Source organism: Desulfosarcina sp. (assembly GCF_041551955.1).
Lineage (GTDB): Bacteria > Desulfobacterota > Desulfobacteria > Desulfobacterales > Desulfosarcinaceae > Desulfosarcina.
The window spans coordinates 1-3,905 of sequence record NZ_JBFELV010000466.1 but is presented as its reverse complement, the minus strand read 5'-3'; the positions used below and the strand labels follow the sequence as shown (position 1 = coordinate 3,905).

The window sequence follows — 3,905 nt, the reverse complement described above, 5'->3', positions numbered from 1 at the left end:
TCCCCTTCGTGGCGCTGCTGGTTTCCGGGGGCCACACCAGCATCTACCACGTCACCTCGTACCGGAACTTTGACCCGTTGGGGCAAACCCGGGATGACGCGGCCGGCGAGGCCTATGACAAAGTGGCCAAAATGCTGGGGTTGGGCTATCCCGGCGGGGAGGTGATCGATCGACTGGCGGCTCAGGGCGACCCGGAAAAATTTTATTTCACTCGTCCGTTTCTCGATAAGGACCAATTTGATTTTTCCTTCAGTGGGATCAAATCGGCGGTCAGCCGACATGTCCAGACCCACCCGGAAACCTATCGGGAGGATCAGGCCCACATCGCCGCTGGATTTCAGGCCGCGGTGGTTGAGGTGCTGTCATACAAGGTCATCCGCGCGGCAAGGGAAAAAGGCTGCCGCCATCTGGCTGTGGTGGGCGGAGTGGCCGCCAACCAGGGCCTGCGCACGGTCGTCACCCGCGATGCCGCCGAGGTCGGCATCACCGTCCATATTCCTTCCCTCGACCTGTGTGGGGACAATGCCGCCATGGTGGCCGCAGTGGGCTACCACCGGCTCCATGCCGGTGAGCGCGCCGACATGGATGACGATGTCTACTCACGTGTCAAATTCAGACCGGGCAACTGAGGGCTGAGGGAAAAGATCAGATCACGCAGATTGGGTCAACCGACATTCTGCGTCCCATTTGATTCTCCGCATTTTCTGCGAGATCTCACCAAAATTCAAAAGTTGGCTGGATTGAAGCCCGTCGCATACGGTGTCATGGCGGTGGCGAAGGTCGCCATCACCTTTTGGTAGACCGTCGCAGAGCTCACGACGGGTCCCACGTGATCGACATAGCGACGCCTTTGATCCTTTTTTTCAAGCATTTCGGGCAAACTAACCGTTTCTGGATGGGGCACTGTATATTAAACCGGTTGCGCACTGATCGATAGGGGGAAGATGGTGGGCGCAGGGGTAGCTGACAGGCTTATCCGTGTCAGCTGTTTAACCGTATCGACTAACGCCTGCAAGGGAAATGGTTTGGACAGAATCGCATCGCAATCAGCTCCTTCCAGCAACCAGGGTGTGCCGGAAATGCCAATAACGGGGGTAAGGGGGCGGCTGGAACGTCGAACGTGGCGAACGATAGAGGCGCCGTCCAGATCCGGCATGCACATGTCAGTCAAAACCAGGTCGAAGGAGGCATCTTTTAGGCGCTGTACCCCCTGCCGCCCATTGGACGCGGTTTCAACCGTGTAGCCGAATTTCGTGAGCGCTTCGCGAATCAGGTCCAGAATGCACGACTCGTCGTCAATAACCAAAATACGATTCATTACACCACTTTCTGCATAGTTAATCAGGGTTTTTGGAGAATTTGCGGCGAATCGTCATGAACAGCGGGCCAGCTTCAGGGGATGGGAACGGCAGCAACAATTTATTACCCGGGTTCGACCCCTGAACGAATGTCCCCAATTTGGAATATATAGGTGATTGATGTCAACGCGGATGAAGGCAGATTTGATGTGCTAAAATTCCGGCGTTATCAACAATTTGTATCTTACCGTTATCAAACATTTTTTTAAACGCTTGACAGCGTGATGCCTTGGCAGCAGCTGTTTTTCCGGGTACGCAATTTTATCCGGTGTTAACGATACATTATAGCAGTTATTAACAAGTTATTGACAGCCAACGATCACTGAAGGATCTCAACCAATCTGCTTTTTTCTGTCTTTTTCCACAGCCGCGTTAATTTCTGCAGGCCCTCCTCCGAGGAACAGTCCTGGTTTGGATGAAGGCGAACGTTGCATAAAACCATGGCGTCGGTTGGATGAGCTGCCCGGAACCGATGACCGCGGCGAGTCCGAGGGTCGGTCGGAACGTAGGCGTTAAAGCCATTTCAATTTCTTGAACCACGCGATCAGGACGACGGCCATAACAAACAGAAAAACCGTCACGATCAGAAACGCCCAGGGGCTTTCCGTCCCGGGAATCCCGCCGACGTTGATCCCCAGCAACCCCGTCAGCAGCCCCAGGGGAAGGAAAATCGCCGCCACAATGGACAGGGTGTACATGGCCCGGTTCATCTGCTCGGAGAGCCGGTTGTTCAACTCCTCCTGGGCGATGAGCGCCCGCTCCCGGGCCGCATCGATATCCTCCACATAACGGGCTGTGCGTTCGGCGATTTCGCGCAGCAGTACTCGGTCCGGTTCGGACAGCCAGGCGATCCGCTCGTGGACCAGGCGGGCCAGCAGGTCACGCTGGGGGGCGATGTAGCGCCTGAGGCTGATGCTCTGGCGTCGCAGTTCGGCCAGCCGGGGCCGCAATTCAGCACTCTGGGCGCTGACGATGGTGTCCTCCACCTCGGCCACCCGGTCTTCGATATCCGCGACAATCTCACCGATGCGTTCGGTGATCCGGTCCACCACGCAGACGAAAAACTCCCCGGCAGTGGTGGGTCCCCGGCCTGAACGCAGCGACTCGTGGATGTCCTGGACCGCCATGAGGCGGCTCCGCCGCATGGTGATGACGCGCTGTTCGGTGACGAACATGCGCATGGCCACCATATCCTCGGGATCTGCACCGGGGTTGCAGTTGACCCCCCTGAAAATCGCCAGCACACCCGATTCTTGAACCACACTGCGGGGCCGGGTCCCGACCTCCAGCAACGCCTCGGTGACCAGCGGGCTCAATCCGCTATTTTCCGTCAGCCATTGCAGAACCGATTCGTGGTCGGCATCCAGGTGAATCCACAACAGTCCCTGTTCCGGCCGCCAGGCGTCGACATCGGCCCATGTCAGCGCATTATCAAGCTTTCCGCTTCCCAGCCGATAGCCATACACCAGTCCGTTGGACGCCTCACTCATCATTCCCCTCCCAGATTGCGGTGTTGTTCTTCATCCATTTCTCGGACGATCATTACAGATTCAACCACGCTGCTATTTGTGGTTGCATCCAATGGGTGCGGATGGCATAGGTTGACGTCAACAATCTTTTATTTGATGACGGTTCCTATTTCAGCACAATTGTCAGCATAATTCTATACCAGAATTATTCCTGATAAAGATCCGTTCATCTTTATTCTGGCCGGCATTGCACGGGGATCACCGCATCCCACCAAACGGAAGCTGAAGAGACGCCTTTCCCTGCAAACTGCATCTGCTTGCGGATTTTTGCTTGAGTGAATGTCGCTCAAGGGTTATGTTTTTTCGTCTGATGATTTCCGACTCCTTTTTATTGAAAATCGGCGTCAACGGTGTTTCCGAACACGACGCGGTTCACAGCGAGGATGAAATTAAATCATTGTTGTCCCTGGCAGGCAAACCGGCGGAGCTCAGCCGGATCGAACACCGCCTGTTGAAACCGAAACGATGCGAATCAAGGGTGGGAATCGAACCCTGACTTGCCCGCCAGACCCATCGAATCGATGAATAGGCAAAAAAATGAAACTGGCAGACATCCTATCCCAAATCAACCCGATGTTGAGAATTCTTCTCATCGTCGTTTTGGCGATTGCCGCCCACTTCTTCGTCAAGGCCATCCGCCGGTTCAGTCAATATCTGCTGACCATGAAGGTAGACAGTGAAGCGGCATCGGAAGCAAACCTGACCCGCAGATACCCCAAGATTGCCACCATCATCACCATCTTGGTCAGTGCCGTGACGTTTACGATTTATTTCGTGGCCGTCGGTATGGTGCTGCGCGAATTTAAAATTTCACTGACGACCTATTTTGCCAGTGCAACGGTCATCGGATTGGCTGTCGGTTTTGGTCTACAGGGATTTGTGCAGGATCTGGTGATCGGTCTGACGCTGATTTTTTCGGATGCACTCAATATCGGGGATGTGGTCAAACTGGGCGATGAAATCGGCAGGGTCGACAACATCGGCCTCCGATTCACCACGCTGATCAACTTGCACGGCC

General features: G+C 55.0%; 5 protein-coding genes. 3 read left to right on the top strand and 2 right to left on the bottom strand.

The window, feature by feature from the left end:
- The coding region (locus tag ABYV26_RS22570; protein WP_372683612.1) for a tRNA (adenosine(37)-N6)-threonylcarbamoyltransferase complex transferase subunit TsaD at positions 1-629 on the top strand (629 nt) is incomplete at its 5' end.
- A 281-nt stretch (positions 630-910) separates the two neighbouring features.
- Here ABYV26_RS22570 and ABYV26_RS22565 read toward each other — a convergent pair.
- Both ABYV26_RS22565 and ABYV26_RS22560 read right to left on the bottom strand, forming a co-directional pair.
- The gene (locus tag ABYV26_RS22565) at positions 911-1,318 is read right to left on the bottom strand and encodes a response regulator (protein WP_372683611.1); all 408 of its coding nucleotides are present in this window, start codon (positions 1,316-1,318) and stop codon (positions 911-913) included.
- A 552-nt stretch (positions 1,319-1,870) separates the two neighbouring features.
- Positions 1,871-2,848 (bottom strand): zinc transporter ZntB, encoded by a 978-nt coding sequence (locus tag ABYV26_RS22560; RefSeq protein ID WP_372683610.1) that lies wholly within the window; start codon positions 2,846-2,848, stop codon positions 1,871-1,873.
- Positions 2,849-3,197: 349 nt separating this feature from the next.
- On the opposite strand from ABYV26_RS22560, the gene ABYV26_RS22555 reads away from it, so the two are divergent.
- Both ABYV26_RS22555 and ABYV26_RS22550 read left to right on the top strand, forming a co-directional pair.
- Positions 3,198-3,383 carry a hypothetical protein gene (locus ABYV26_RS22555; protein WP_372683609.1) on the top strand — a complete coding sequence of 62 codons (186 nt, stop codon included), beginning with the start codon at positions 3,198-3,200 and terminating at the stop codon, positions 3,381-3,383.
- A 41-nt stretch (positions 3,384-3,424) separates the two neighbouring features.
- A partial coding sequence (locus ABYV26_RS22550) for a mechanosensitive ion channel family protein (RefSeq protein WP_372683608.1) occupies positions 3,425-3,905 on the top strand: 481 nt, incomplete at its 3' end.

Excerpts from the sequence above, each read along its gene's own strand:
- ABYV26_RS22565 (WP_372683611.1), bottom strand. The coding sequence starts at position 1,318 with ATGAATCGTATTTTGGTTATTGACGACGAGTCGTGCATTCTGGACCTG.
- ABYV26_RS22560 (WP_372683610.1), bottom strand. The coding sequence starts at position 2,848 with ATGAGTGAGGCGTCCAACGGACTGGTGTATGGCTATCGGCTGGGAAGC.
- ABYV26_RS22555 (WP_372683609.1), top strand. The coding sequence starts at position 3,198 with ATGATTTCCGACTCCTTTTTATTGAAAATCGGCGTCAACGGTGTTTCC.